Annotated in this window: 21 protein-coding genes; 14 read left to right on the top strand and 7 right to left on the bottom strand. The window is 74.1% G+C overall.

Translation table 11 applies throughout. The annotated features are described in order from the left end of the window. A partial coding sequence (locus ACFXGA_RS11425) for an amino acid adenylation domain-containing protein (RefSeq protein WP_378086706.1) occupies window positions 1-5,585 on the bottom strand: 5,585 nt, incomplete at its 3' end. A 611-nt stretch (window positions 5,586-6,196) separates the two neighbouring features. Here ACFXGA_RS11425 and ACFXGA_RS11420 point away from each other — a divergent pair. The 6 genes from ACFXGA_RS11420 (at window position 6,197) to ACFXGA_RS11395 (ending at window position 13,098) form a co-directional block, all read left to right on the top strand. Beyond that, window positions 6,197-7,477, top strand: a complete 1,281-nt coding sequence (locus tag ACFXGA_RS11420; RefSeq protein ID WP_378086704.1) for a hypothetical protein — start codon at window positions 6,197-6,199, stop codon at window positions 7,475-7,477. A gap of 25 nt (window positions 7,478-7,502) precedes the next feature. Continuing rightward, window positions 7,503-8,225 (top strand): YggS family pyridoxal phosphate-dependent enzyme, encoded by a 723-nt coding sequence (locus tag ACFXGA_RS11415; RefSeq protein ID WP_378086702.1) that lies wholly within the window; start codon window positions 7,503-7,505, stop codon window positions 8,223-8,225. Then, the gene (locus tag ACFXGA_RS11410) at window positions 8,222-10,369 is read left to right on the top strand and encodes an NAD(P)-binding protein (RefSeq protein ID WP_378086700.1); all 2,148 of its coding nucleotides are present in this window, start codon (window positions 8,222-8,224) and stop codon (window positions 10,367-10,369) included. Before ACFXGA_RS11415 ends, ACFXGA_RS11410 begins: the two co-directional genes overlap by 4 nt. Then, on the top strand, window positions 10,362-11,378 hold the full coding sequence (gene trpD, locus ACFXGA_RS11405; protein ID WP_378086698.1) for an anthranilate phosphoribosyltransferase: 1,017 nt from the start codon (window positions 10,362-10,364) through the stop codon (window positions 11,376-11,378). The genes ACFXGA_RS11410 and trpD overlap by 8 nt, the downstream gene beginning before the upstream one ends. Window positions 11,379-11,389: 11 nt before the next feature. Beyond that, the gene (gene trpC, locus ACFXGA_RS11400; RefSeq protein WP_378086696.1) at window positions 11,390-12,178 is read left to right on the top strand and encodes an indole-3-glycerol phosphate synthase TrpC; all 789 of its coding nucleotides are present in this window, start codon (window positions 11,390-11,392) and stop codon (window positions 12,176-12,178) included. Between the two features lie 227 nt (window positions 12,179-12,405). Then, window positions 12,406-13,098: a B3/4 domain-containing protein gene (locus ACFXGA_RS11395; protein WP_378086694.1), complete on the top strand. Its 693-nt coding sequence runs from the start codon at window positions 12,406-12,408 to the stop codon at window positions 13,096-13,098. Here the strand turns inward: ACFXGA_RS11395 and ACFXGA_RS11390 are convergent. Together ACFXGA_RS11390 and ACFXGA_RS11385 are read right to left on the bottom strand one after the other, a co-directional pair. After that, window positions 13,088-13,474, bottom strand: a complete 387-nt coding sequence (locus ACFXGA_RS11390; protein WP_378086692.1) for a hypothetical protein — start codon at window positions 13,472-13,474, stop codon at window positions 13,088-13,090. The genes ACFXGA_RS11395 and ACFXGA_RS11390 overlap by 11 nt on opposite strands. A gap of 48 nt (window positions 13,475-13,522) precedes the next feature. Further along, the gene (locus tag ACFXGA_RS11385; protein WP_378086690.1) at window positions 13,523-14,338 is read right to left on the bottom strand and encodes an APH(3'') family aminoglycoside O-phosphotransferase; all 816 of its coding nucleotides are present in this window, start codon (window positions 14,336-14,338) and stop codon (window positions 13,523-13,525) included. 167 nt (window positions 14,339-14,505) lie between these two features. On the opposite strand from ACFXGA_RS11385, the gene ACFXGA_RS11380 reads away from it, so the two are divergent. Continuing rightward, window positions 14,506-15,105, top strand: a complete 600-nt coding sequence (locus ACFXGA_RS11380) for a cysteine hydrolase (protein ID WP_378086688.1) — start codon at window positions 14,506-14,508, stop codon at window positions 15,103-15,105. A gap of 337 nt (window positions 15,106-15,442) precedes the next feature. Continuing rightward, window positions 15,443-16,165: a hypothetical protein gene (locus ACFXGA_RS11375; protein ID WP_378086687.1), complete on the top strand. Its 723-nt coding sequence runs from the start codon at window positions 15,443-15,445 to the stop codon at window positions 16,163-16,165. On the opposite strand, the gene ACFXGA_RS11370 is transcribed toward ACFXGA_RS11375, so the two are convergent. The 3 genes from ACFXGA_RS11370 to ACFXGA_RS11360 all read right to left on the bottom strand — a co-directional run bounded on the left by ACFXGA_RS11370 (window position 16,137) and on the right by ACFXGA_RS11360 (window position 17,969). Further along, window positions 16,137-16,433 (bottom strand): response regulator transcription factor, encoded by a 297-nt coding sequence (locus ACFXGA_RS11370; RefSeq protein WP_378086685.1) that lies wholly within the window; start codon window positions 16,431-16,433, stop codon window positions 16,137-16,139. The genes ACFXGA_RS11375 and ACFXGA_RS11370 overlap by 29 nt on opposite strands. A gap of 97 nt (window positions 16,434-16,530) precedes the next feature. Beyond that, on the bottom strand, window positions 16,531-17,481 hold the full coding sequence (locus ACFXGA_RS11365; protein ID WP_378086683.1) for an amidohydrolase family protein: 951 nt from the start codon (window positions 17,479-17,481) through the stop codon (window positions 16,531-16,533). After that, window positions 17,481-17,969: a cupin domain-containing protein gene (locus ACFXGA_RS11360; RefSeq protein WP_378086681.1), complete on the bottom strand. Its 489-nt coding sequence runs from the start codon at window positions 17,967-17,969 to the stop codon at window positions 17,481-17,483. Before ACFXGA_RS11360 ends, ACFXGA_RS11365 begins: the two co-directional genes overlap by 1 nt. A 185-nt stretch (window positions 17,970-18,154) precedes the next feature. Here ACFXGA_RS11360 and ACFXGA_RS11355 point away from each other — a divergent pair, with 185 nt between their 5' ends. From ACFXGA_RS11355 to ACFXGA_RS11345, 3 genes are all read left to right on the top strand, one after another. Beyond that, the gene (locus tag ACFXGA_RS11355; RefSeq protein WP_378086679.1) at window positions 18,155-19,759 is read left to right on the top strand and encodes an FAD-binding oxidoreductase; all 1,605 of its coding nucleotides are present in this window, start codon (window positions 18,155-18,157) and stop codon (window positions 19,757-19,759) included. Window positions 19,760-19,778: 19 nt separating this feature from the next. Next, window positions 19,779-21,008, top strand: a complete 1,230-nt coding sequence (locus ACFXGA_RS11350) for an FAD-dependent monooxygenase (RefSeq protein ID WP_378086677.1) — start codon at window positions 19,779-19,781, stop codon at window positions 21,006-21,008. Window positions 21,009-21,427: 419 nt separating this feature from the next. After that, entirely contained in the window at window positions 21,428-22,585 is a 1,158-nt protein-coding gene (locus tag ACFXGA_RS11345; protein ID WP_378086675.1) for an IS701 family transposase, read from the top strand. 258 nt (window positions 22,586-22,843) lie between these two features. On the opposite strand, the gene ACFXGA_RS11340 is transcribed toward ACFXGA_RS11345, so the two are convergent. Next, window positions 22,844-23,179 (bottom strand): ArsR/SmtB family transcription factor, encoded by a 336-nt coding sequence (locus tag ACFXGA_RS11340; protein ID WP_378086673.1) that lies wholly within the window; start codon window positions 23,177-23,179, stop codon window positions 22,844-22,846. A 134-nt stretch (window positions 23,180-23,313) separates the two neighbouring features. Between ACFXGA_RS11340 and ACFXGA_RS11335 the strand changes: the two genes are divergently transcribed. From ACFXGA_RS11335 to dhbA, 3 genes are all read left to right on the top strand, one after another. After that, window positions 23,314-24,735 carry an MFS transporter gene (locus ACFXGA_RS11335; protein WP_378086671.1) on the top strand — a complete coding sequence of 474 codons (1,422 nt, stop codon included), beginning with the start codon at window positions 23,314-23,316 and terminating at the stop codon, window positions 24,733-24,735. 179 nt (window positions 24,736-24,914) lie between these two features. Next, window positions 24,915-26,096: a 3-deoxy-7-phosphoheptulonate synthase gene (locus tag ACFXGA_RS11330; protein ID WP_378086669.1), complete on the top strand. Its 1,182-nt coding sequence runs from the start codon at window positions 24,915-24,917 to the stop codon at window positions 26,094-26,096. A gap of 1 nt (window position 26,097) precedes the next feature. Next, a partial coding sequence (dhbA, locus tag ACFXGA_RS11325; protein ID WP_378086666.1) for a 2,3-dihydro-2,3-dihydroxybenzoate dehydrogenase occupies window positions 26,098-26,938 on the top strand: 841 nt, incomplete at its 3' end.

Raw genomic sequence — 26,938 nt, 5'->3', positions numbered from 1 at the left:
GGGGGGGGGGGGGGGTGGGCGGGCTGTCCCTGCGGGTGGGGCTGGGCGGCGTGCGTTGTGCGCCATACTTCGTGTGGGGCGGGGGGCCCCCCGGGGTCGTCGGGGGTGCCGAGCGACTCGCGCTGCCACAGCGTGTGGTCGGCGTACTGCACGGGCAGCGGCGCCCACGCGGGCGCACCACCCGCCACGCGGGCGGAGTAGGCCGCGGCCAGGTCGCGCACGAGCGGCGTCAGCGACCAGCCGTCGGTGGCGATGTGGTGCGCCACGAGCAGCAGCACGTGGTCGGCGGGACCGGAGGTGAGCAGGTGCGCCCGCAGCGGCAGGTCGCGTTCCAGGTCGAAACCCCGGCGCGCGAGGCCGAGCAGCACGTCCCGCCGCGCGTCGGCGTCCACCTCGGACACGTCGAGCGGCGGCACGGCGCGGTCGGCGGGCACGACGACCTGGTGCGGTTCGCCGTCGTGCTCGGCGAACACGGTGCGCAGGGCCTCGTGGCGGGCCACGACGTCGCCCAACGCCGCACGCAGGGCCCGGGCGTCGACCTCGCCCGGCAGGGTCAGCGCCACCACGATGTTGTAGGTGGCGCCGGGCCCTTCGAAGCGGTCGCTGAACCACAGCCGCCGCTGGGTCGGCGAGAGCGGCACGCGCTCCGGCCGCCGCACCGGGACCAGGGGTGGGCGCGCCTGCGGCGACGCGCCGAGCAACGCGGCGAGGCGGGCGGGCGTGCGCGCGTCGAACAGGGCCCGCACGGTCGGCTCGACCCGGAACACCGCCCGGATCCGGCCGACCAGGCGGATCGCCAGCAGCGAGTGGCCGCCCAGCTCGAAGAAGTCGTCGTCCGGCCCCACGGCGGGCACGCCGAGCACCTCGGCGACCAGGTCGCACAGCACGGCCTCGCGCGGCGTGCGGGGCGCGCGTCCCGCCGCGGCCGCCGGGCGGTGCGGCGCGGGCAGCGCCCGACGGTCCAGCTTGCCGTTCGGCGTCTGCGGCAACGCCTCCAGCGGCACCACCGCGTCCGGGACCAAGTGGGCGGGCAGGGTGGCGGCGAGCGCCGCCCGCGCGGCGGTCGGGTCGAGCACCGCGCCGGGCCGGGGGACGGCGTAGGCGACGAGCGCCCGGTCGCCGGGCCGGTCCTCCCGCACCACGACCACCGCCCGCGCCACCGCCGGCAGGGCGGTGAGCGCGGACTCCACCTCGCCCGGTTCGATGCGGAAACCGCGCACCTTCACCTGGTGGTCCACCCGGCCCAGGTGTTCCAGCTCGCCGTCGGCGGTCCAGCGGGCCAGGTCGCCGGTGCGGTACATGCGCGAGCCGGGCGGTCCGAACGGGTCCGCGACGAACCGCTCGGCGGTCAGCCCCGGCCGGTCCAGGTAGCCGCGCGCCACGCCCGCACCCGCGAGGTACAGCTCCCCCGCCACCCCGGGCGGCACCGGCCGCAGGGCGGCGTCCACGACGTAGCACGCGGTGTTGTCGATGGGCGATCCGATGGTGGGCGGTGCGTCGCCCACCGCGGCGGCGGTGGACCACACGGTGGTCTCGGTCGGCCCGTAGAGGTTGGTGACCTCCGCGCCGAGCCGGCGCAGGGCCACCGCCAGGTTCCCGGGCAGCGCCTCGCCGCCGGTGAGCGCCCGCAGGCCGGTGAGCGCGTCGGGCACCTGCTCCACGAGGGCCGCCCACAACGACGGCGTCGCCTGCACCACGGTGGCCCGGCTCCGGGCGGACAGGGCGGCCAGGGCGACCGGGTCCACCACGGCGTCGCGGGGCGCGAGGACCACGGCCGCATCGCCCATCAGCGGCACGTACAGCTCCAGCACCGCGATGTCGAAGGCCACGGTGGTGACCGCGAGCAGCCGGTCGTCCCGGCCGAGCCGGAGCCGGTCGCGCATGGCCAGCAGGAAGTTCAGCAGGTTCCGCCGGGTGATCACCACGCCCTTGGGCCGCCCGGTGGAGCCGGAGGTGTAGATGACGTAGGCGGCGCTGTCCGGGTGCGGCACGACGTCGAGCGGCGTGGCCGGGCGGGCGTCGAGCCGTGCCCGCACGTCGGCGTCGTCGAGGACGACGACCGGGGTCGCGGCGCCGAGGCCGTCCTCTTGCAACCGGGTGTGGGTGGCGGTGTCGGTGACCAGCAGGGCGGGCCGGGCGTCGGCGAGCATCCACCCGACCCGCTCGGCCGGGTACTCCGGGTCCACGGGCAGGTAGGCCGCGCCCGAGCGCAGCACCGCCAGCAGCGTCACCACGAGGTCGGCCGTGCGCGGCAGGGCCACGGCGACGAACCGGTCCGGCGCCGCGCCCGAGGCGCGCAGGTGGTGGGCGAGCCGGTCGGCCCGCGCGTCCAGCTCGGCCCGGGTCAGGGTCTCGCGGGCCGTGACGAGCGCGATCGCGTCCGGGTGCGCGCCGGGCCGGCCGATGAGCGCGGCCGGGTCCTCGGCGGGCAGCGGCCGGGCGGTGGCGTTGTGCGCGACCAGCACCTGCTCGCGCTCGGCGGGCGTGGTCAGGTCGAGGGCGGCCAGCGGCGCGTCCGGCCGTTGCACGAGCGCGGTGAGCAGCCGCGCCAGCCGCTCCCCGATCCGGGTGGCGACGTCGCCGGCCACGAGGTCCGTGCGGTGGCGCAACCGCAACTCCAGCCGGTCGCCGGGCAGGGCGTAGAGCGCGAGCGGGTAGTGGCTGGGACGGGTGCCGGCGAGCGGCCCGAGGCGCGGTCCCGTGGGCGGCGCGCTCGCGGGCGGTTGGTTGTTGATCACGGTGAGGGTGTCGAACAGCTCGTTTAGGCCGACCAGGCGCTGGAGGTCGGCCAGGCCGACGTGGTGGTGCTCGCCCAGGTCGGTCAGGCTGCGCCGGACGTCGGCGAGGAAGTCGCGTGCCGACCGCGCCGGGTCCAGGCGCGCCCGCAGCGGCACGGTGTTCAGCAGCAGGCCCACCGCCTCCTCCACCCCGGGCAGCTCGGGTGGCCGGACGGCGACGGCGGTGCCGAACACCACGTCGGCGCGGCCGGTGAGCTGACCGACGAGCAACGCCCAGGCGCCCTGGACGACCGTGCCCGTGGTCAACCCGAGCCGGCGCGCGCCGGCGTTGAGTCGGGCGGTGTCCTCGGTGGTCAGCACGACGGCGGCCTCGGCGAAGGCGCCACCGCCGCGGGACGCGCCCGGCGCGATCAAGGTGGGCTCCTCGACCCCGGCCAGCTCCTCCGCCCACGCCCGCCGCGCCGCGCCGCGGTCGCGGGACGCCAGCCAGCCCAGGTAGTCGCGGTAGCCGGAGGCGACCGGCGGCAGGTCCGCGCCCGCGGCCAGCGCCAGCCACTGGCCGACCAGCGCCGCCGTGGACCAGCCGTCGAGCACCACGTGGTGGTGGGACAGCAGCACGACGTGCTCGGTGGCCGAGAGGCGCACGAGCGTGAACCGCACGAGCGGCGGCTCGGCGAGGCGGAACGGGCGGGCGCGGTCGGCGGCGGCGACCTCCGCCAGGGCCGCCGCGCGGGCGTCGGGCCCCAGGTCGGTCAGGTCCGCCTCGGCCCAGTCCGGCTCGACCGACGGGCGGACGAACTGCACCGGTGCGGGCAGGCCCTCGTGGTGGAACCCGGCCCGCAGCGCGGGGTGCCGGTCCAGCAACGCGCCGGCGGCGGCGCGCAGCCGCGCCGCGTCGACCTCGCCCTCCAGGGTGAACGTCACCTGCACGGCGTAGACGTCCACGTCGTCGTACAGGGCGTGGAACAGGAGCCCTTCCTGCAACGGGGCCAACGGCCACAGCTCGACGTCGCCGAGCAGCGCCCGCGCGGCGGGGGCGTCCACCGCGGGCGGGGCGGGCAGGGCGGTGGCGGGCACGGCCGGCGCGGCGAGCACGGCGAGGCGTTCGACCGTGCGGGCGGCCAGGACGTCACCCTGGGTCAGCGCGAGCCCGGCGCGTCGGGCGCGGCCCGCCAGGACCGCCGAGGTGATGCTGTCGCCGCCCAGGTCGAGGAAATCGTCGTCCGCGGAGACCCGGTCGTGGCCGAGGACGCCGGCCACGAGCGCGCACAGCACCCGTTCGCGTTCCGTGGCGGGTGCGCGGCCGGCGCCGGCCGGCGCGGCGGGCGGTTCGGGCAACGCCGCGCGGTCGAGCTTGCCGCTGGGGGACAGCGGCAGCGCGTCCACCACCACCAGCACCGAGGGCACCATGTGCTCGGGCAGCACCCGGGCGGCCGAGGCGCGGACGGCGTCCGGGTCGGGCACGTGGCCCGGAGCCGGGGTCAGGTAGCCCACCAGGCGGCGGACCCCGACGCGGTCCTCGCGCACCGCCGCCGCGGCGGCGGACACCGCCGGGTCCCGGGCCAGGACGGCCTCGACCTCGCCCAGCTCGACGCGCAGGCCCCGGAGCTTGACCTGGCCGTCGACGCGGCCGACGTAGTCCAGCGCGCCGTCCGCCCGCCGGCGGGCCAGGTCGCCGGTGCGGTACAGGCGGGTGCCCGGCGGGCCGTACGGGTCGGCCACGAACCGCTCGGCGGTCAGCCCGGGCCGCCCCGCGTAGCCGTGGGCGAGCTGGATCCCCGCCAGGTACAGCTCACCGACCTCCCCGACGGGCAGGACGCGCAGGTCCGGGCCGAGCACGTGGGTGCGGGTGTTCCACACCGCGTGGCCGATGGGCACCGAACGCGCGCCCGGCTCCGGGACGTGCTCCCAGGCCGTCACGTCCACCGCCGCCTCGGTGGGGCCGTACAGGTTGTGCAGCTCGGCGTCGAGCACGGTGTGGAACCGTTCGGCGAGGTCGACCGGGAGCGCCTCGCCGCTGCACAGCACCCGGCGCAGGCCGCGGCACCCGGCCGCGGCGGGGTCGTCGAGGAACGCGCGCAGCATCGACGGTACGAAGTGGACGGTGGTCACCCCGGTGGCGTCGATCAGCCCGGCCAGGTAGGCGGGGTCGCGGTGCCCGTCGGGTCGCGCCACGACCAGGCCCGCGCCCGTGATCAGCGGCCAGAAGAACTCCCACACCGAGACGTCGAAGCTCGACGGCGTCTTCTGCAGCACGCGGTCCCGGTCGGACAGCGGGTAGCGCCACTGCATCCACAGCAGGCGGTTGACGATCGCGCGGTGCGGCACCAGCACGCCCTTGGGCCGCCCGGTGGAGCCGGAGGTGTAGATGAGGTAGGCGGGATCGTCCGGGCGCGGCCCCGGTCCCGCACCCTCCCCCGCGGCGGGCACATCGTCCACGAAGAGCACCGGGAGCCCGTCCAGCCGCGGCACTGCGACGTCCCCCGCGGTCAGCAGCAGCACGGGATCGGCGTCGCGGAGCATGAAGGCGACCCGCTCCGCGGGGTAGTCCGGGTCCACCGGCAGGTACGCGGCACCGACGCGGATCACGGCGTGCAGCGCCACCACCAGGTCGATCGAGCGGGGCAGGGCGACCGCGACGATCCGGCCGCGTCCGGCGCCGCGCGCCCGCAGCGCGCGCGCCAGCGCGGCGACCCTGTCGTCGAACGCCGCGTAGGTCAACTCCGCGCCGTCGGCCACCACGGCCACCGCGTCCGGTGAGCGTTCCGCCGCGGCGCGCGCCAACTCGGCGAGCGTGGTGTCGGGGACCGTGCGCGCGGTGTCGTTCCACGTTCCCTGCGGGTTCATACCGGCGCGCTCCTCACAATTACTTCGAAAGGGGGAGTCCGACGGCAGAATGGGCCAACGGAGTCGCCCCGATCGACACGGTCGACCAACCCGACGACACCGTACCCCATCAGGAACAGAGCAAAGGCACGGTGTCCGCGTGGCCGTTCGGCGCATCGCGACAATGCCGATCGAGCGTCGCGGGCCGGCCGGATCGCGGTTCGGAATCCCGCACAAAGCCGGCATGCATAGCGTTTCGATGCATTCCATTGTCGCTGGAATACCACTTCGCGTGACCGGGTTTCGCCCGGACAAGTGCCTGACGTGCGCGTTTGGCCACCCGAACAGGGCAGTGACGGCTCCCACCCCTCGGACAGCCCGTCACCGAACGCTCAAACTAGGCCGATCGGTTAGTCTGACAACCGAGGCAGTTGTGGCCCCTCTCGCCGGGGACATAGCATCGGCCAAGTTCAATCGAGTATTCCAACCCGCTCGAGTACTGGATTCACCCCGCGACTTTCGTTTGCCCTTCTCCCGCCACCCGACAGGTCGGCGGGCGCCTTAATTCGCACGAACCAGGTCGAGCCGCGCCGTGAATCCCCGGCACCGGACCGCACCAAGCGGGAGGCAGCGTGTCCTCAACGATCGAGAACCCCACTCCGGACCCCACCGCGAGCACCGACCTCGGCTGGGTGTCGGACGTGGACCTGGGGGCGATCGCCGACCAGGTCGGCACCCCGGTCTTCGTCTACAGCGAGCAGCAGTTGCGCCGCAACGTCACGCGCATCCTCGACGCTGCGCGGAGTGCGGGGCTGGACCACCGGGTCGAGCTGTACGTCCCGTTCTTCCCCAACTCCAACCCGCACGTGCTCAAGGCGCTCCAGGAGCTGGGCGCCGGCGTGCTGATCCAGATCCCGGCCGAGCACGAGGTGCTCGCCTCGTTCGGGTTCGACAAGTTCATCGTGTCCCCCGGTCACGTGTCGGACGAGGAGATCGCGTTCTGGGCCGACACGGGCTACCCGGCGTTCTTCTCCAGCCTGGCCGAGGTCGAGCACGCGCTGGAGCTGGGCGCGAAGTCGATCAGCGCCCGCATCGACAGCCTCGGCTCGGGCAAGCCGGGCATCAAGCCGGCGGACCTGGCGCGGCTGGCCGCGCTGCTCGACGCCCACGGCCGCGACCTGGAGTGCTTCGAGGTCTACTGCGGCAGCGGCAACTCCCGCGAGGAGATGATCGGCGTCATCGAGACGTTGTTCTCGATGTTCACCGAGCACTTCCCCACCGCGAAGTCGGTCAACTTCGCGGGCGGCCACGGCTTCGACTACGCCGGCTGGGACGAGGCGGACAAGCACTTCGACTGGCACGGGTACTTCGCCTCGTTGCGCCGGCTCGCCGACCGCTACCGCGTGCCGGAGCACGTGCGGTTCCTCTTCGAGCCCGCCCGGGACGTGCTCGCCGACATCGGTGTGCTGCTGCTCGGCGTCAAGCGGGACATCATCACCACCCCGGTGGGCGACATCCTCGTCACCGACGGCACGCGGATGCTGATGCCCTCCGCGCAGTTGCGCGACCGCAGGCACAACACCGCCTTCCTCGATGCCGACATGCGGCTCATCGGCACGGGGGACGCGCCGGGCGGCTCCCCCGCCGCGATTCGCGGCCGCACCATCCTGCGGCACGACTACCTCCTGCCCGGCGAGTACCTCGTGCCCGACGGCGTGGGCGCCGGGTGCCACATGCTCGTGCTCGACGTGGGCGCCTACTGCGCCACGCAGCACATGGAGTTCCTCAACGTGCCGCCTGCCGCCGAGGTGCTGGTGGACGCGGACGGCATACCCCACCTGGTGACGCAGCGGGGTGACGCGCTGGACAAGTGGCGCAACCTGCTGCCCGAGATGAAGCAGCTCGTAGGTTGACGCGACACGGCACCGGAGGCCGCCCGTGACCACCACCGGACCCGTCGCCGCGGTCGATGTCCGGTCCGGCTTGGCGGCCGTGCGCCGCGACATCGCCGAGGCCTGCGCCGAGGCGGGCCGGACGCCGTCCTCGGTCACGCTCGTCGCCGCGTCCAAGACGGTGCCGCCGGAGGTGCTGGACGTGGCGATAGCGGCGGGGCAGCTCGTGTACGGCGAGAACCGGGTGCAGGAGGCCAAGGCCAAGTGGCCGGGGCTGCGCGACCGCCACCCGGACGTCGAGCTGCACCTCATCGGACCGTTGCAGGGCAACAAGGTGCGCGACGCCGTCGCGCTGTTCGACGCCATCCACTCGCTCGACCGGCCGGCCCTGGCCGCCGCCCTCGCCCGGCAGTGCGCCGCACAGGGACGGCAGCCCCGGCTGCTGGTGCAGGTCAACACCGGGGCCGAACCGCAGAAGGCCGGCGTGCTCCCGGACGCGGTGGACGCCTTCCTCGACACCTGCCGGGAGGAGCACGGCCTGGCGGTGTCGGGCCTGATGTGCATCCCGCCCGCCGACGAGCCGCCCGAGCCCCACTTCGCCCTGCTCGCCGACCTCGCCGCGCGCAACGGGCTCGCCGTGCTGTCGATGGGCATGAGTTCCGATCACACCACCGCTATCCGCGCAGGCGCGACGCACGTGCGCGTCGGCAGCGCGATCTTCGGCGCCCGCCCGCGCGGGCCGGTTCCCCCGACGGAGGACACCGCGTGACGCGTCCCGCTCGCTACGACGTGCTGTTCGAACCCGTGCGCATCGGCCCGGTCACGGCGCCGAACCGGTTCTTCCAGGTGCCGCACTGCAACGGGATGGGCCGGGCGTACCCCGCGGCGCTCGCGGGGATGCGGGAGGTCAAGGCGGAAGGAGGGTGGGGCGTGGTGTGCACCGAGCAGTGCGACGTCCACCACTCCGGCAACCACCCGCGCGAGCTGCGCCTGTGGGACGAGCAGGACATCCCGCACCTGGCCCGCACCACCGGCCTGATCCACGAGCACGGCGCGCTGGCCGGCGTGGAACTGGCGCACAACGGCCACCACGTGGCCAACCTGGAGAGCCGCACCGTCCCGTTCGCGCCGAGCGCGACACCGACCCGGGGCGTCTTCCCGATCTCGGCGCGGGAGATGGACAAGGCCGACATCCGCGACTTCCGCCGCTGGCACCGGGAGGCCGCGCTCAACGCCCGCCGCGCCGGGTTCGACATCGTCTACGTGTACGCGGGCCACGACATGACGCTGCCCGGGCACTTCCTGTCACGGCGGCACAACCACCGCACCGACGAGTACGGCGGCAGCCTGGAGAACCGGGCCCGCCTGCTGCGGGAGCTGGTCGAGGACGCCAAGGAGGCGGTCGGCGACACCTGCGCGGTGGCGATCCGCATCGGGGTGGACGGCGTGGTGGGGCCGCGCGGCACGTCGTCGGTCGACGAGGCGCGCGACGTGGTCGAGATGCTGGCCGAGCTGCCCGACCTGTGGGACGTCAACCTCAGCCGGTTCGAGGACGACGGCGGCACGGCGCGCTTCGTCGAGGAGGGGCACCAACGCGAGCACGTGAAGTTCGTGAAGTCGGTGACCACCAAACCAGTCGTCGGTGTCGGCCGGTTCACCTCCCCCGACCTCATGGTGTCGATGATCCGGGACGGCACGCTCGACTTCGTCGGCGCCGCCCGCCCCTCGATCGCGGACCCCTTCCTGCCCCGCAAGATCGAGCAGGGCCGGTTCGCCGACATCCGCGAGTGCATCGGCTGCAACGTGTGCGTGGCGTGGGACAAGGTGAACGCGCCGCTGCGCTGCACGCAGAACCCGACCATGGGCGAGGAGTGGCGGCGCGGCTGGCACCCCGAGCGGATCGCGCCCCGCGACACCGACGACGCGGTGCTCGTCGTCGGCGCCGGTCCGGCCGGCCTGGAGGCGGCCCGCGCGCTGGGCCGGCGCGGCTACCCGGTCCTCCTGGTGGAGCGGGACGCCGAGCTGGGTGGCAGGTCGGTCCGGGAGAGCACGCTGCCGGGCCTGGCGAGCTGGCGACGGGTCAGCGACTGGCGGGTCGGCCAGTTGCGCGGCCTGCGGACCGTGGAGGTCGTGCGCGGCAGCGAGATGACCGCCGAGCTGGCGCTGGAGGCCGAGTGCTCGCTGATCGCCGTGGCCACCGGGTCCACCTGGCGGCGCGACGGCACGGGCCGCTACCACGACCTGCCGATCCCCGGCCTGGACCTCGTCCCGGTGTTCACGCCCGACGACGTGATGGACGGGCGCCTGCCCTCCGGGCGCGTGCTCGTGTTCGACGACGACCACTACTACATGGGCGGTGTGGTGGCCGAGCGGTTGGCCGACCGCGGGTGCGAGGTCGTGTTCGCCACCCCGGACAGCCTCGTGTCGTCGTTCACCCAGTACACCGGTGAGCAGCGCAAGGTGCAGCGCCGCGTCATGGAGGTGTGCGCGGCCGTGCACACCTCGACGGCGCTGACCCGCGTCGGGCCCGGCGCGGCGCGGCTGGCGTCGGTCTACACCGGCGTCGAGGTCGAGGTCGGTGTGGACGCGGTCGTGCTGGTGACCGGGTCGCTGCCCAACGACGGGCTGTACCGGGAGCTGACCGCGCGGCCGGACGCGCTGCGCGAGGCGGGCGTGCGCCGGGTGGTGCGGCTGGGCGACTGCCTGGCGCCCGCCCTGATGGCCGCCGCCGTCCACAGCGGACACCTGTTCGCCCGCACGCTCGACACGGCGGTCACCGACCGGACGCCCTACCGGCGCGAGAGCGTCGCCCCCGGCTGGGACCTGCCGCTGCCGCCGGAGAGCGGCGGACTCCACCTGCCCCTGCTCGACGCGCCCGGAACGGGACCGACCGGAGGAGCGACCCGTGGCTGAGTTCAAGGAGCTGGTCGGGAAGGTGGCGGGCGGCGCGACGCTGACCGTCGCCGAGTCCACGGCCGCGTTCACCGCCATGACGTCGGGCGACGCCACCCCCGCGCAGGTCGGGGCGGTGCTGATGGCCATGAGGCTGCGCGGCGAGACGGTCGACGAGATCACCGGCGCGGTGGCGGCGCTGCGCACCAGGATGGTCCGGGTGACCGCCCCGCCGGACACGGTGGACGTCGTCGGCACGGGCGGCGACTCCTCCGGTTCGTACAACGTCTCCACCTGTGCCGCGCTCATCGTGGCGGGAGCCGGCGTGACCGTGGCCAAGCACGGCAACCGGGCCCGCTCGTCGCGCTGCGGCGCCGCGGACGTGCTCGCCGAACTCGGCGTGCGGGTCGACCTCGGCGCCGAGGGCGTGTCGCGGTGCGTCGCCGAGGTCGGCATCGGCTTCATGTTCGCCCCGGTGCACCACCCCGTGCTGCGCCGGGTCGACCCCGTCCGGGTCGAGCTGGGCACGCGCACGGTGTTCAACCTGCTCGGCCCGCTGCTCAACCCCGCGGGCGTGCGGCGGCACATGATCGGCGTGTTCTCCCGGGAGTGGGTGGTGCCGGTGGCCGAGGTGTTGGGCGCCCTGGGGTCGGAGCGGGCACTGGTCGTGCACGGTTCCGACGGCCTCGACGAGATCACCACCACCGGTCCGACGACGGTCGCCTCGCTGGAGGGCGGCGAGGTCCGCGTCCACGAGATCGCCCCGGAGGACGTGGGCCTGCCGCGGAGCGCACCCGGCGACCTCGTCGGCGGTGACGCGGCGACCAACGCCGCCGCGCTGCTCGCGGTGCTGCGCGGCGAGCCCGGCGCGTTCCGGGACATCGCCGTGTTCAACGCGGCGGCCGGGCTGGTGGCCGCCGGGCGGGCCGCCGACCTGGCCGACGGCGTCCACCTGGCCGCCAAGGCGGTCGACTCCGGTCAAGCGCTGGACCGGCTGGAGCGGCTGGTCGCGGTGTCCAACGAAGGCTGAAGGAGCGGGTCGTGGCACACGTCCTGGAGCGGATCGAGCAGTACAAGCGCGAGGAGGTCGCGGCGGCCAAGCGGCACCGGCCGCTCGCCGCCCTGGAGCATGACGCCGCGGCGGCCCCGCCGCCACGCGGGTTCCGGGCGGCGCTGGACGCCCGTGCCGCGCGGGGCGAGCCGGCGCTCATCGCGGAGATCAAGAAGGCGAGCCCGTCCAAGGGCCTGATCCGCGCGGACTTCGACCCCGCCGCGCACGCCCGCGCCTACGCGGCCGGTGGCGCGGCGTGCCTGTCGGTGCTGACCGACGGGCCGTCGTTCCAGGGCGGGCGCGAACACCTGGCCGCCGCCCGCGCGGCGGTGCGGCTCCCCGTGCTGCGCAAGGACTTCCTGTTCGACCCGTACCAGGTGGTGGAGTCGCGCGCGTGGGGCGCCGACTGCGTGCTGGTGATCCTCGCCGCCGTGGACGACGCCACCGCCCGCGACCTGGAGGACACCGCGCTGGGACTGGGGATGGACGTCGTGCTGGAAGTGCACGACGAGGCCGAGCTGGCGCGGGCCCTCGCCCTGCGCTCGCCGCTGGTCGGGATCAACAACCGCGACCTCCGCACCTTCGAGACCACCCTCGCCACCAGCGAATCGCTCGCGCCGCTGGTGCCCGCGGACCGCACGGTGATCGGGGAGAGCGGTATCGCCGCGCCGGAGGACCTCGACCGGCTGGCCAAGGTCGGCGTCCCGGCCTACCTGGTCGGCGAGAGCCTGATGCGGCAGCCCGACGTCGAGGCCGCCACCCGCGCCCTGCTGTCCTGACCGCGGCACTCCCCTGTGCCCGCCCTACCGGGGTCGCTCTTCCAGGTGATCCCCGGGGGACCGGTAGGGTGCGCTGCACCACGCGGGCGCGTTCCTCGGCGGGGGGCGTGCACGGTGGAAACCTGGATCAGCCATCACGTCCACCGGGTTCGGTCCGCCGCCGGGCCCCGGACGCGTCGGGCGCCCGCGGTTTTGCGCCGGCCCCTTCACGATCAGCGAGGTACAGCGTGCACTTCCAGCACTCGCCCGACATGTGGGCCGAGTTCCCCGAGCTCCGCGCGGGCGTCCTGCGCGTCACGGGCATCGACCCCGGTGGGTCGGTCCGGGACCGGGTCGAGCACTACGGCGCCGTCGCCGAGCAGCGGCTGGCCGGCGGCACCGAGAGCGACCTGCCCGAGATCCAGGCGTGGCGACGCGCGTTCTCCAGGATGGGCCTCAAGCCGACGCAGTACCGGTGCGCGTCGGAATCCCTGCTGCGCCGGTTCCGCAAGGAGCGGTCGCTGCCCGCCATCCACCCCCTCGTCGACCTGTGCAACGCCGTCTCGCTGGCCTACGCGATCCCGATCGCCGTGTTCGACCTGGCCAACGTGGCCGGGCACCTCGAAGTGCGGCACGCCGCGGGCGACGAGGCGTACCTGACGTTCTCCGGCGAGACCGAACACCCCGAGCCGCGTGAGGTCGTCTTCGTCGATGCGCGGAACCGGGCGCACGCACGCCGCTGGACCAACCGGCAGAGTGGCCTGTCCGCGGTGCGCGACACCACCGCCTCGGCACTGATCGTGGTCGAGGCCCTGCACCCCACCGCCGACACCGACGTGCCGAAGCTGCTCGACGACCTCGCCGCCGAAGTGACCCGGGCCTGGTCGGGCGACCCCGCGCACGCCGTGCTGTCCTCCACCTCGCCGCGCTTCACCTTCTGAGCCCGCCCTCCGGGCAGGGCCCGTCGGATGCCGGCGGAAGGACCTCGTCGCCGGGCCCGGTCGCACGCGTCCATGCGCCGCACGAAGGCGAGTGCGGGGCACGGACCGCGCGCGACCCGGTGACCGGCTGGACCAGGTGCACCACCTGGCTGGTGGCCGGCTTGGCCGACGTCGGGTGGCCGTCGTGCACGCCGCGCCGGTAACCGGGAGCGGGCCGCGCCACGTACGCCGTGTAGAGGTAGTAGCCCCGGCGGACCTGCCGCGCCCCCGCCGTGGCGAGCGTCGTCCACGCGACGCCGTCGGCGGAGAACCCGATGCGGGCCGGCAGACCGCTCGGCGGCACGATCCCGGCCGGGAAGCCGTCGGCGGTGGGCACCGGGTCCGCCGGCCATCACGCGGACGTTGCCGCACGAGCCGAGCGGGATCAATCCCAGGTGAGGGGGTCGAGGTGCAGGTAGAAGCGCTCCCGGTCGCGGTCGAGGGCGATGCCGTAGCGGGCGGCGAACAGCTCGTCCGCCGAGTCCGCCTGCCGGTCGTCGGTCCACTTCTCCAACCGGGAGGAGGCGAGCAGGAGGGCGATGTCGGCGTAGCGGTCGGCCCGCCCCAGCCGGCCGAGGTCGACGAAGCCCGCCACCGTGAGCGAGTCCGGGTCGAGGATGATGTTGGGCAGGCACAGGTCGCCGTGGCAGACGACGGTGTCGTCGGCTTCCTGCGCCAGGCGGTGTTGGACCTGCGGGGTGAGGCGCGCCAGCAACTCCTCCGGAGGCGTGCGCTGGTCCTCCACGAGCAGGAACTCCGGCTTCACCGCGCCGCGGCCGACGACGTCGCGTGCCCTGGCGTGCATCGAGGTGAGATCGCGGCTGAACGGGCAGTCGCGTGCCGGCAGTGCGTGCAGCCCGCGCACGGCATCCGCGATCGCCCCCCACGCCGACATCAGGGTCGGGGCCGGCACGCTGTCCGCGGGCACGCCTGCGACAGCGGTGGTGACCAGGACCGCGCCATCGGCGCCGCCGCGCCAGTCCACCACCCGGGGACCGGGGATCCCGTGCCCGCCGAGCCAGGCGACGCGATCCCGCTCCGCTTCCAGCGAAGCCACTTCCCCGGGGAGCACGCACTTGGCGTAGCGCGACCCGTCCTCCGAGCGGAAGACGCCGGCTCCGGACTCCCCGCTCGTGACGGGCTCCCACTCACCGCCGACGGCGCGCAACAGCGATCGGAACGCGGGTGATGAACTGGTCATACCGGTCAAGGTAGACGGGTGATCGGGTCGGCACCGCCCGCCCTGGGGGTGCCGCGCCTCGGCTCGGGCGACCCCGGGCACGACAACGCGGCCGACATCGCTTCCCGCCGAACAGGTTGCGGGACGTGCTGACGACTCCCCTCGACCACGGTGCACAATCGGCGACCATGAGCCCGGACGCACAGCGAGCAGCCGTGTTGGCGCTGCACTGGCAGGTCAACGTCATCAAGCCCGAGGGGTTCTTCGGACCCATGCTCGCCGAGCCGGTCGCCCGCAGCGGCGTGGTCGAGCGGGCCGCGCGGTTCCACGCGCAGGCAGGTGTGCCGGTGTTCTTCACCCGGTTCACCATCCCCGAAGGCGAAGGCGGGCTCGTGCGCAACACGGGGTTCATGCGCGCGGTCGGCGAGGTGCAGGAGAGGTTCCGGCCGGACGCGCCGGGCGCGCGGTTGATCCCGGAGGTGACCGGCACGGCGGGGACCGTGGTCGACAACCAGAAGCTCTCCGGCCTGGCCGGCAGCGACCTGGCCGCCCGGTTGGCCGACCAGGGCGTCGACACGCTGTTCCTGACCGGGGTGGCCACGAACCTGACCGTCGAGCAGACCGCGCGCCACGCCACCGACCTGGGCTTCACCGTGCACGTCGTGCGCGACTGCGTGACCGCCGCCGACGACGCCGCGCACACCGCCTCGCTGGCGAATTTGGAGCTGACGACCGCCGGCTGCCTGACCGCCGAGGAGGCGCTGGCGCGACTGCACGGGCGGGCGTGAGCCGGGTCCGGGGGGGGGGGGGGGCCCCCCCCCCCCCCCCCCCCCCCCCCCCCCCCCCCCGCGCGGGCGGGCCCCTCTCCGCCAGCCCCCCCGGCCCGCCCCCCCCCGCGCGGGGGGGCGCGGGGGGGGGCGGGGGGGGGGGGGGGGGGGGGGGGGGGGCGGGCCCCCCGCCCCCCCCCCCCGGCGATCCCCGCCCACGTCGGACGGTCATCCTCCTCATTCCCGCCTCCCCGGCGTGGCGGGGCGCGTAGCGTGCGGCACGGCGTGACAGAGACCGGGGAGGCACAACCATGCACCGATCGTCGGCGACCCGCTCCACCGAACCGGAGGTCGTGTCGTGAGCACGGGCAGGACCACTCGCCGCCGGCTGCTCACCGCGGGCGCGGTCGCGGTCGGCTCGACGGTGCTGACCGCGCCGGCGGCCTTCGCCGACGGCTACGGCTCCGGCGCGCTGGGCCCGTGGGAGAACTCGTCCAGGGCGATCTCGACGCTCACCCAGATCAGGCCGGTGCTGGACACCGACGGGCTGTTCATGTTCGGCGACAGCATCTCCGTGCAGGACGGCTACTCGCTGGCGCAGCGGCTGCACGGCCGCACCGGTGACGTCATCGCCGTGCACAACTGGTCCGGCCGCCCGACCGCGCCCGCCGTCGACGCGCTGGCGCAGTGGGCCCAGACCTACGGCCTGCCCGGCCGCGTCCTGATGGCCACCGGGTCCAACGACATCTTCACGCCGCCGGTGTTCGCCGCCCAGGTGGAGCGCGTGCTGGACATCGTCGGCCCGGGCCGGACGGTGTACTGGGTCAACGTCCAGGTCGCCCGCACCGGCCAGAGCGCCGCCGTGCAGCTCGCCGACCAGCGCAACAGCGCGTGGATCAACCTCCAGCTCGCCGACGCCCAGCGCGCGCACCCGAACCTGCGCATCGTCCGCTGGGCGGAGTTCCTGGCCGCGAAGCCGACCCGGCTCACGGCGTACCTGCGCGACGGCGTGCACACCACCGAGCCGCTGGGCCAGGACGCCCGCAACGAACTCATCGTGCAGGCGATCGAGGCGGGCTGACGACCCGACCGGGTCGGGCGTCGGCCACCGCGGCGTGGTCGCGGGAGAGGACTTCCCTGGTCAGCTCCACGCGGCTGCGCACGCGCAGCTTGCCGAACACGCGGCGCAGGTGGGTGTCGACCGTGTGCGGCGAGATGGCCAACCGGCGGGCCACCGCGCGGTTGGTCAACCCCAGCACGACCAGCCCGGCCACCCGCGCCTCGGCGGGCGTCAGGCTCGTCCAGCCGCCGGTCGTGTCGGGTCTGGTCGATCCCCGCGTGTTCGACATCCGAACTCCCCCTGGTCACTGATGGCCTGCTGCCACTGTGTGCCGGGGCGGTCGGCGGGTCAACGAACCCGTCGTGGAGTTCATGACAACCCGCGGATTAAGTCACAATCCGCGCGCGCAAAGCGGGGAACAGCTCCAGCGCGTTCCCGCTCGCGATCCGCGACCGCTGCTCGTCGGTCCACCCGGGGTGACCGGCGAAACCGCGGACGTTCTCCGCGGTGTGCCAGTCCGGCATGAACGGGTAGTCGCTGCCGAACAGCACGTGGTCCGCGCCCGCCAGCCCGGTCAGCGCGGGCAGCGCGTGCGGGGTGGCCGACATGGCGATGTCGTAGTGCAGCCGGCCCAACGACGCCAGCACGTCGACCGGCGGCTTGCCGCGCAGGTAGGAACCGATGGTCGGGCCGTACGTGAGCCTCTTGGCCAGGAACGGCAGCGTGCCGCCCGCGTGCGACAGGATCAACCGCAGGTGCGGCAGCCGGTCCAGCACCCCGCCGAACAGCAGGCTCACCGCGGTGCGGGTGGTCTCGAAGGTGAACTCGTACAGCGACGGCGGCAGGCCGAACGTGGCCAGGTCCCGGGCGGGCGGCGCGGCCGGGTGCACGTGGACCACGGTGCCGCGGTCGGCGATCTCGGCGAACAGCGGCTCGAACTCCGGCGCGCCCAGGTACTCGCCGCCGTAGCTGGTGAGCACGTTGACGCCGTCGAGGCCGAGCTGGTCCACCGCGTAGGACAGCTCGTCGCGGGCCGCGGCGACGTCCGGCAGGGGCAGCACGGCGAACGCGCCGAACCGCGTCGGGTGCGCCGCGACCAGCTCGGCGAAGTACTCGTTGACCCGCCTGGCCAGCTTCGGCGCGTCGGCCGGTCCGGCGAAGGAGACGCCGGGCGCGGTGATCGACAGCAGCGCGGCGGTGATGCCGTTGCGGTCCATCACCTCCAGGCTCAGGTCGGGCTCCCACGTGGGGTAGTCCACGCCGGGGATCGGGTCGATGCCGCGCATCGCGTCGCGGTACACCGGCGGGATGGCGTGGTGGTGCACGTCGACCAGCATCAGACGTACCTCTCCCCGTACTTGGGCGCGAGCCGGATCGCGTTCTCCCGGTCGATCGCGTACTGCTCCGGCGGGGGCGGTGGCGCGCCGTCGTCGGCCGAGACGCCCATCTCCAGGAAGAACCGCTCCTTGCCGGCGGGCAGGAACATCAGCAGCATCCGGCAGTCGTCGGTGAAGGCGTTGGTGAACGAGTGCGTGACGCCGCGCGGGACGTAGATGAACGCGCCGGGTTCGGCGATCACCGCCTCCTCGCCGGTGAACAGCTCCAACCGGCCGTCGATCACGTAGAACAGCTCGTCCTCGTGGTAGTGGACGTGCTTGGGCGGCCCACCGCCCGCGGGCACGACGGCCTCCACCAGCCCGAAGGCCGGGCCGGTGTTGTGCAGGCCCGACTTGAGCGTGTAGCGGTCGCCGAACACCCACCTGCTCGGTCCCGCGCCGGGTGGCACGTGCACCGCGGTCTTCAGCTGGTCCGGAGTGAAACTCACCGTGCTCCCCTCGGGTCGCGGTCACCGACGACCCCCACGGTGCCCCTTGTCGGGCCCACCGCGAATCACGAGAACACGTGATGCCGGACGGCCCGCGGCCGCCGTGATACTCGACGCCTTCCAGGACGAGAGGGCTCTGAGCGACCATGTCTGAAGAAACTGGGCGTGAGTTATCCCGCAGGCGCGTGCTGGCGGGTTCGGCGACCGCCGCCCTGGTCGGGGCGGTGACCGGCCCGGTGGGCGGCGCCCTGGGCGGCGTCGCGACGGCCGAGGAGGCGTCGGGCCGCATCGGCAGGCCGACCGTGACGCCCGACGACCCGCGGTACGCGCAAATGATCACCGGCAACAACACGCGGTGGACGGCGCGGCCCGAGGCGATCCACCTGGTGGGCGGGACGCGCGACGTGGTGGCCGCGGTGCAGGGCGCGGTGCGGGCGGGCAAGCGGATCTCCATCCGCGGCGGGGGTCACTGCTTCGAGGACTTCGTGTACCACCCGGAGGTGCAGGTGGTCATCGACATGTCCCGCATGGACCGGGTGTACTGGGATCCCGCGATGGGCGCGTTCGCGGTCGAGGGCGGCGCGCTGCTGCTCGACGTGTACGACCGCCTGTTCAAGGAGTGGGGCGTCACGCTGCCCGGCGGCATGTGCTACTCGGTGGGCATCGGCGGCCACGTCAGCGGCGGCGGGTACGGCCTGCTCTCCCGCGTGCACGGCCTGACGGTGGACCACCTGCACGCCGTCGAGGTCGTCACGGTCGACCGGTCGGGCGTGGCCAGGGCGGTGATCGCGACGCGCGACCCGGACGACCCCAACCACGACCTGTGGTGGGGCAACACCGGTGGCGGCGGCGGCAACTTCGGCGTCATCACGCGGTACTGGTTCCGCTCGCCGGGCGCCACCGGGACCAACCCGTCCGACCTGCTGGTCAAGCCGCCGGCGGAGGTGATCGTCAGCGTCGTGCAGTTCCCGTGGAGCGCGATCGACCGCACCGCGTTCACCCGGCTCGTGCACAACTACGGCGCGTGGCACGAGGCCAACGGCGCGCCCGGCGGCCCGAACATCGGTCTGAGCAGCTTCTTCTCCCTGTACCACCGCTCCAACGGCAACCTGGTGATGTTGACCGTGCAGGACGCGTCGGTCCCGAACGCGGAAGGGCTGCTGCGGGACTACCTGGCCGCGATCACCGCGGGCACGTCGGTGGTCCCGTCCCCCGCGTCGGCGCCGCGTCGGCTGCCGTGGTTGGCCGCCACGCGCCTGCTCGGCACCGGCAACCCGGTGCTGACCAACCCGACGCTGCGCGGCGCGCACAAGTCCACGTACATGCGCAGGAACTTCCCCGCCGCGCACATCGCCGCGATCCACAAGCACCTCACCCGCGCCGACTACGCGAACCCGATGGCCATGGTGACAATGCTGTCGTTCGGCGGCAACATCAACCGCGTGCGCGAGAACGCGACCGCGAACGGCCAGCGCGACTCCACGTTCAAGTTGCTCTACCAGGTGTTCTGGACCGAGCAGGCGGAGGACGCGCAGCACATCGGGTGGTTGCGCGACCTCTACCGCGAGGTCTACGCCGACACCGGGGGCGTGCCGGTGTCCAACGCCGTCACGGACGGCTGCTACATCAACTACCCCGACGGCGACCTGCGCGACCCGGCGCAGAACACGTCCGGCGTGCCGTGGTCCACCTTGTACTACAAGGGGAACTACCCCAGGCTGCGACAGGTCAAGGCGAGGTGGGACCCGCGCGACGTGTTCCGCCACTCCCAGTCGATCGAACTGCCGTGAGGCGGGACGCGGAGGAACGATGTCACGGGTGATCGTCGCCGGAGGCGGCATCGGCGGCCTGGCCACCGCGCTCGCGGTGGCCGACCGCGGCCACCGGGCCGTGGTGCTGGAACGCCGGTCGGAGTTCACCGAGCTGGGCGCGGGGATCCAGCTGGCACCCAACGCGTTCCTCGCGCTGGACCGGCTGGGCGTCGCCGCCGCCGTGCTCGACCGGGCGGTGCACGTGGACGCCCTGCGCTTCATGGACGCCGTCACCGGCGAGCAGGTCGCCGCGATGCCGGTGCTCGGCGAGTACCGCGAGCGCTTCGGCAACCCGTACGCGGTGGTGCACCGCAACGACCTGTACGCCCCGCTGCTGGCGCGGTGCCGCGCGCACCTCGACGTCGAGCTGCGGGTGGACAGCCCGGTCGTCGGCTACGAGCAGGACGGGGACGGCGTCGTCGCGGTGCTGGCCGACGGCGGGCGGGTGCGCGGTGACGCCCTGGTCGGCGCGGACGGGCTGCGGTCGGCGGTGCGGGCGCAGCTCGTCGGCGACGGCGAGCCGCGGGTGTCCGGGCACACGATCTACCGGTCGGTCATCCCGATGGAGTCGGTGCCCGCGCGGCTCCGGTCGGACTCGGTGACGTTGTGGGCCGGGCCGCGCTGGCACTTCGTGCACTACCCGATCGACGGCGGCCGGTCGCTGAACGTCGCCGTCACCCGCGACAACGACGCGACCGAGGTCGTGGTGGGCGTGCCGGTGGAGCGCGAGCGGGTGCTCGCCGAGTTCGCCGACGCGGCGCCGGTGATCCGGGCGCTGCTGGCGCTCGGGCGGGACTGGCGCAGCTGGGTGCTGTGCGACCGCGACCCGGTCGACCGGTGGCAGGACGGCCGGGTGGTGCTGCTCGGCGACGCGGCGCACCCGATGCTGCAGTACGCCGCGCAGGGCGCCTGCATGGCGTTGGAGGACGCCGTGCACCTGGGCGACCTGCTGGCGGGCCGCGAGCCGGCCGCCGCGTTCGCGGCGTTCGTCGAAGACCGGCGCGAGCGCACGGCCGCCGCGCAGCTCGTGGCCCGCGCCATGGGCACGCGGCTGTACCACCCCTCGGGAGAGGCCGCACGGGCTCGCAACGCCATGCTCGGCGGGTTCTCGACCGAGGAGCTGTACGAGAAGGTCGCCTGGCTGCACGGCGCCACCCGGTTCGACGGCTCGACGGGCACACCGGAATCCGTCGGGGCGGCGCGACGCGTGGCAGCCGCCGCCGAATAAAGGAACGGTCGGTCGCCGCATTGTCACCCTCGGCGACCGACCGGCTCTTTACAAAGGAATATTCCACGCCGCCCCCCACCGGCTTACGCTATTTGCCCGAATTGACGACCAACTCGGGCAATTGATGTGTTCCCGCAAATGTTGGCCGATTCCCCGCAGGCGTGGCATCATGAGCCACATCGACCGGTGACCAGCGCAAGGGGGGCGGTCACCCTGGGAGAACCTCCTACCTGAGCACGTTTCGCACCGGTCAGTGGATCGCGCGCGGCGCGTGGCCGTCGAGGGGGCGGCCGTCATTGGCTGTACGCGCAGCGCGACCACGCACGCCGGGACGCGCCGACTCCCGCTATTCGCCGGGACGGCGCGCCCGAACAGGTCGACACGCCGCTGTGGGGAGCCGAAAAATGAGCGATGCGCACGTGACGAGACAGGTTGAGCTGGATCGGGAGTGGCTGGCCGAGGACGCCGCGGAGCTGTGCGAGCGGGTGTTCGCGTCGTTGGCCAGGCGGAGCCAGCGGCGCGCGGGCGAGCTGTACGTCCGCGGCCTGCTCGCCGCGGAGGGCCGCAAGTCGATGCGCAACCTCGCGTCCCAGCTCGGCAGGCCCGCGGCCGAGCAGAGCCTGCACCACTTCGTCAGCAACTCGCCGTGGGACTGGCAGCAGGTGCGCCGCGCGTTGGCCGAGCACCTGGACCGCACCGTCAAGCCGATCGCCTGGGTGGTGGACTCGATGGCGATCACGAAGTCCGGCCGGCACTCGGTCGGGGTGCAGAACGCCTTCGTGCGGCACCTGGGCCGGGTCGCCAACAGCCAGCACGCCTACGGCGTCTGGTTGGCCGCCGAGCACACCAGCTACCCCGTCAACTGGCGGCTGGCGCTGCCCGACAGCTGGTTGAACGACCCGGTGCGCCGGCGGCGGGCCGCGATCCCGGCGCACCTGTCGTCGGCCACGCCCGGCTCGTGCAAGCTCAACGCCGCGCTCGAGGTGGCCGACGGCTGGGACGTCCAGCCCCGGCCGTTGGTGCTGGACGCGCGGGACGCGGACGCCGAGGCCCTGATCGCCCAGCTGCGGCTGCGCGAGGTGTCGTTCGTGATGCGGGTCGACGCGTCGGTGAACGTGGTGGCCGACCTGGCGGACAACCGGCGGGTCCGCACGACGCTGCGCTCGCTGCGGCCCGCGCTGCACCCGTTGCGGCAACCCGTGGCGCCCGACCCGTCGCACCGGTTCCGGCTGTGCGCGACCGCGGACGTCGCGGTGCCCGGTGACCCGGCGCGGTCGGGTCGCCTGGTGCTGCTGGCGGTGTGGCCGCCGGACGGCAACGGCCTGCCGCAGCTGTGGCTGTCGGACCTGACCGACCTGTCGAGCGCGGGGCTGCTGCGGTTGGCCCGCCGGCTCGACCGGGTGCGCCAGGACGTGGCGGAGGTCAGCTCGCAGGTCGGCATCGAGGACTTCACCGGGCGCTCGTTCGCGGGCTGGCACCGGCACATCACGCTGGTGTCGGTGGCGCACGCGATCCTGATGCCCGCCAACGCCTGCTCCCGGGCGCCCGAGTTGCTGGTCGCCGGCCGGTCGTCCTAGCCGAACCGCGGCGGCACCGCCGGGAACGGAGGGTGTCGACGGTGCCGCCGCCCGCGCACGGTCCGTCCCACCGCGCCCGCCGTTCGCGGTCCTGGCGCGACAGGTCTCCCTCCGGCGTCGGGAAGAACGGCATCAACCGCGAACACGTCACACCCGACCGGTGCGAGTGGCTCCACAGCGGATCCCGGGTGTGCCGCCGGGATTTCACCGGCCGCGGTTACCAGGAGCCGCACGGCCGGTCGGTCTCCGGGATTCGGGTCAGCGGGCGTCGACGAGCTCGGCGGGGTCGGCCGGCGTGTACGAGGCCAGGATGGCGTCGATCAGCCCCGGGAACCGGGCGTCCAGGTCGTCCCGCCGCAACGACAACAGCAGCGTCCGGCCCGACGCGCGCTGGTTGATGACACCGCTCTCCCGCAACACCCGCCAGTGGTGCGTCAGCGTCGACTTCGACACGCCGTCCACGATCGCGCCGCACGGGTACTCCCCTCCGTCCGCGAGCACCTGGAGCACGTTCATCCGCAACGGGTGGCCGAGCGCGGTCAGCACGGCCTCCAGGCGGATCTGGTCGCGGGTCGGGTGGTGGGCGTCGGACACGACGTCGAGTGTACGCGTACATGCGAAATGACATACCCGCGCGAGCCGTTTGACAGCGCTGCGTGACTGTACGAACATCCACGTACATTCCAACTGTACGTATAGTGACGTACGGTGCCACGACAAGGAGCGCCATGCCCACCGCCCCGCCCCAGGCTCGACGGCTCGGCCCGGCCCTGCTGCTGCTCGGGTTCGCGCAGCTGATCATCACCGTGGACTTCAACATCGTCTACGTCGCGCTGCCGGACATCGGCGACTCCCTCGGCTTCAGCGCCCAGACCCTGCAATGGGTGATCAGCGCGTACGCCGTCGCGTTCGGCGGCCTGCTCGTGCTCGGCGGTCGGGCGGCCGACCTGCTCGGCAGGCGCCGGATGTTCGTGCTGGCGCTCACCGTCTACGCGGTCGCCTCCCTGCTCGGCGGTCTCGCGCCCAACACCGGCGTGATGATCGCCGCGCGTGCGTTGCAGGGATTGGGCGGCGCGCTGCTGTTCCCGGCCACCCTGTCGCTGGTCAACACCATGTTCGCGGAGGGCGGGGAGCGCAACCGGGCGCTCGCGGTGTGGAGCGCGTGCGGCGCCGGCGGCCTGTGCCTCGGCTCGCTGCTCGGCGGCCTGCTCACCGACGCGTTCGGCTGGACGGCGGTGTTCTTCGTCAACGTGCCGCTGGCCGGGCTCGGCACGCTCGTCGCGTTCGCGCTCATCCCCCGCGACCCGGCCCGCGAGCGGGGCCGCACGTTCGACCTGCCCGGCGCGATCACCGCGACCCTGGGCGTGACGCTGCTCGTCTTCGTCCTGGTGCAGGGCCCGGAGTCCGGCTGGACCTCGCCGGAGGTGCTGATCAGCTCGGTGCTGTCGGCGGTCCTGCTGGTGGCGTTCGCGGTGGTCGAGGGCCGCAGCCGAGACCCGCTGATGCCGCTGCGCCTGTTCGCCAACCGCAGCCTCGGCACCGCCATGTCCATCGCGCTGGTCTTCGGCGCGACCTACAGCACCGTGCCGTACTTCCTGACCGTCTTCTTCCAGGGCGTGCACGGCTACGACGCCTTGCAGACCGGCCTGGCGTTCCTGGTGCCCGCGGTGCTGATCGCGGTCGGCACGCAGATCAGCGGCCGCATGGCGGGCCGGGTGGACATGCGGGTCATCCTGGTCCTGGGCATGGCGATCGGCATCGTCGGCACGGCCGCCATCGCCTACGGCATGGGCGACTCGGGCGGCTCCTACCTCGCCGTGCTGCCCGGCGTCGCGCTCTACGGCATCGGCCAGGGCATCACGTGGACCGGCATGTGGATCGCCGCCGCGTCCGGTGTGGCGGGCGGCGAGCAGGGCGTCGCCTCGGCCATGACGTCCACCGCGATGCAGGTCGGCACCGCCGTCGGCCTCGCCGTGCTGGTGGCCGTCGCCGACCCCGGCCTCATCGGCTTCACCACCGGCACGCTCCGGTCCGCGGTGTACGTCGCCGCGATCGGCATCCTGCTCGGCATCCTGGTGAGCTTCGCGTTGCGCAAGCCGCGCGCCGCGGACCGGGCCGCCGTCGCGGAACCGGTGGCCGCCGTCGACTGACGCCGGCACGCGCGCGGCACCGGGGAGCGGGTCCGAGGGTCCGCTCCCCGGTCCCGTGCGGAGGCGCGAAAACCCGTCTGTCCCAACGTTCTGACACAGTCGAACCGTCCGTGACGAACTGGATCGCGGATCCACCCGGTTCGCCACGATCGCGCCCCGCGGTCCCGCAGGCTCGGCACATGGACTTGATGGATCGTGTCGGAGCGCTGCCGGACAACGAGATCCGGCGGCGACGGTCGCTGCCCGCCGCGCACCAACCCGCCTGGGACGCGGGCGCCGCCGCCGAGGTGGGCGCGACGCTGGCCGGGATGCCCGGCCTGGTCGAGGTGGAGGAGGTGCGGCGGCTCGGCGCGCTGCTCGCCGAGGTGGCCGAGGGCCGCGCCCAGGTCGTGCAGGCGGGTGACTGCGCCGAGGACCCGGCCGAGTGCCGCCCCGGCGACCTGACCCGCAAGGTGGGGCTGCTGGACGCGGTCGCGGGCGCGATGGCCGCCGGCGCGGGCCTGCCGGTGATCCGCGTCGGCCGGTTCGCGGGCCAGTTCGCCAAACCCCGGTCGGCCGCGGTGGAACGCGTCGACGGCGTGGAGATGCCGGTGTACGCGGGTCACATGGTCAACCGCCCGGAGCCGGACCCCGAGCTGCGGCGGCCGAACCCGCACCGGATGCTCGCCTGCTACACCGCGTCCCGCGCGGCGTTGGCGTTCCTGCGCGGCCCCTCGGGCGACCGGGACGTGTGGGCGAGCCACGAGGCGCTGGTGCTCGACTACGAACTCCCGATGCTGCGACGCGACGCCGACGGCGACACCGTGCTCAGCTCGACCCACTGGCCGTGGATCGGGGAACGCACCCGCCGGCCCGACGGCGCGCACGTGGACCTGCTGGCGTCGGTGGTGAACCCGGTGGCGTGCAAGGTCGGCCCGACCGCGTCCGCCGACGACCTGTTGGCGCTGTGCGCCCGGCTCGACCCGCACCGCACGCCGGGCAGGCTCACGCTGATCCCGCGGATGGGCGCGGACGTGGTGGCCGAACGATTACCCGCCCTGGTCGCCGCCGTGCGCGCGCTGGGCCACCCGGTCATCTGGCTGTGCGACCCGATGCACGCCAACACGGTGACCAACGCCGAAGGGCTGAAGAGCCGCCTGCTGACCGCGATCACCCGCGAGGTCCGGTCGTTCCGGGAGGCCGTCGCGGGCGCGGGCGGCGTCGCGGGCGGGCTGCACCTGGAGACCACGCCCGACGACGTCACCGAGTGCGCGGCCGACGAGGCCGGGCTGGCCGACGTGGGCGCCGAGTACACGACGTTGTGCGACCCGAGGCTGAACCCCGGGCAAGCCCTCGCGGTCGCCGCGGTCTGGGGGGAGTGACGTGTTCCACGACAACACGGCGGTGGTCACGGGCGCGGCGGGCGGCATCGGCACGGCCGTCGTGCGCGCGCTGGTCGAGCAGGGCGTCTCGGTCGTCGCGGTCGACGTGGCGTCGGACGGCCTGGCGAAGCTGGAGGGCGACCAGGTGCGGGCGTACGCGGTCGACGTGGCCGACAGCACGGCGGTCGGGGCCATGGTCGAGGACGTCGAGGCGCGGGTGGGCCCGATCGGCGCGCTGGTGAACGCGGCGGGGGTGCTGCGGACCGGCCGGGCGCACCTGCTCACCGACGACGACTGGGCGACCACGTTCGCGGTCAACAGCACGGGCGTGTTCAACCTGTGCCGCGCGGTGGCGGCCCGCATGATCCCCCGGCGCGGCGGCGCGATCGTGACCGTGGCGTCGAACGCGGCGGGCATCGCGCGGATGGACATGGCGGCCTACGCGGCGTCCAAGGCCGCGGCGACCGGCTTCACCCGGTGCCTCGGGCTGGAGCTGGCCGAGCACGGCATCCGCTGCAACGTCGTCGCGCCCGGCTCGACGCACACCGCGATGCTGACCGGCCTGTGGGACGACGGCGACGCGGTCCGCGCCTCGGTGGAGGGCGTGCCCTCGGCGTTCCGGACCGGCATCCCGCTCGGCAAGGTCGCGCAGCCGTCCGACGTGGCCGACGCCGTGCTGTACCTGCTGTCCGATCGCGCGTCCCACATCACCATGCAGACGCTCACCGTCGACGGCGGCGCGGCGCGGGGGGGGGGGGGGGGCCCCCCCCGGGGGGGCGCCCCCCCCGGCGGGGGCCCGCGCAGATGGGGGGTCGAATCAGGGGGGGGCCCCCAGCGCGAGA

It is taken from the genome of Actinosynnema sp. NPDC059335 (genome assembly GCF_042752395.1).
Taxonomy (GTDB): Bacteria; Actinomycetota; Actinomycetes; order Mycobacteriales; family Pseudonocardiaceae; genus Actinosynnema.
This window is presented reverse-complemented; position numbering and strand designations above follow the sequence as displayed.

Coding starts and splice junctions, on each gene's coding strand:
- ACFXGA_RS11385 (WP_378086690.1), bottom strand. CDS start 14,338: ATGACCAGTTCATCACCCGCGTTCCGATCGCTGTTGCGCGCCGTCGGC.
- ACFXGA_RS11380 (WP_378086688.1), top strand. CDS start 14,506: ATGAGCCCGGACGCACAGCGAGCAGCCGTGTTGGCGCTGCACTGGCAG.
- ACFXGA_RS11370 (WP_378086685.1), bottom strand. CDS start 16,433: ATGTCGAACACGCGGGGATCGACCAGACCCGACACGACCGGCGGCTGG.
- ACFXGA_RS11365 (WP_378086683.1), bottom strand. CDS start 17,481: ATGCTGGTCGACGTGCACCACCACGCCATCCCGCCGGTGTACCGCGAC.
- ACFXGA_RS11350 (WP_378086677.1), top strand. CDS start 19,779: ATGTCACGGGTGATCGTCGCCGGAGGCGGCATCGGCGGCCTGGCCACC.
- ACFXGA_RS11335 (WP_378086671.1), top strand. CDS start 23,314: ATGCCCACCGCCCCGCCCCAGGCTCGACGGCTCGGCCCGGCCCTGCTG.
- ACFXGA_RS11330 (WP_378086669.1), top strand. CDS start 24,915: ATGGACTTGATGGATCGTGTCGGAGCGCTGCCGGACAACGAGATCCGG.